The 280-nt window shown below is 48.2% G+C and carries 1 protein-coding gene; it reads left to right on the top strand.

Going from position 1 to position 280, the window contains the following annotated elements; translation table 11 throughout:
• The coding region (locus AAEY79_RS14585) for an IS30 family transposase (RefSeq protein WP_352289019.1) at positions 1-280 on the top strand (280 nt) is incomplete at both ends.

Below are 280 nucleotides of genomic sequence, written 5' to 3'. Positions count from 1 at the left end.
GACAGAGTCTCTATCCATGAGCGCCCCTCCATCGTTGATGCGCGCACGCGGATTGGCGACTGGGAGGCGGATACCATTATCGGTCAGCATCACAAGCAAGCGATTGTCACGCTCGTTGAACGTAAAACAGGGCTGCTGAAGATGAAACGTGTGGATAATAAAACGGCACAGCAAGTATCAGAGGCAATGATAGAGCTCTTAAAGCCAGTGAGGTTGCAGGTTAAGACCATTACCTCTGACAATGGTAAAGAGTTTGCTCAGCATAAAAAGGTGAAACAAA

It is taken from the genome of Psychrobacter sp. GW64-MNA-CIBAN-0177, assembly GCF_040309585.1.
Lineage (GTDB): Bacteria > Pseudomonadota > Gammaproteobacteria > Pseudomonadales > Moraxellaceae > Psychrobacter > Psychrobacter okhotskensis.
Note: the sequence above shows the minus strand (reverse complement) of the source record. Positions and strands in the feature narration are given on the sequence as shown.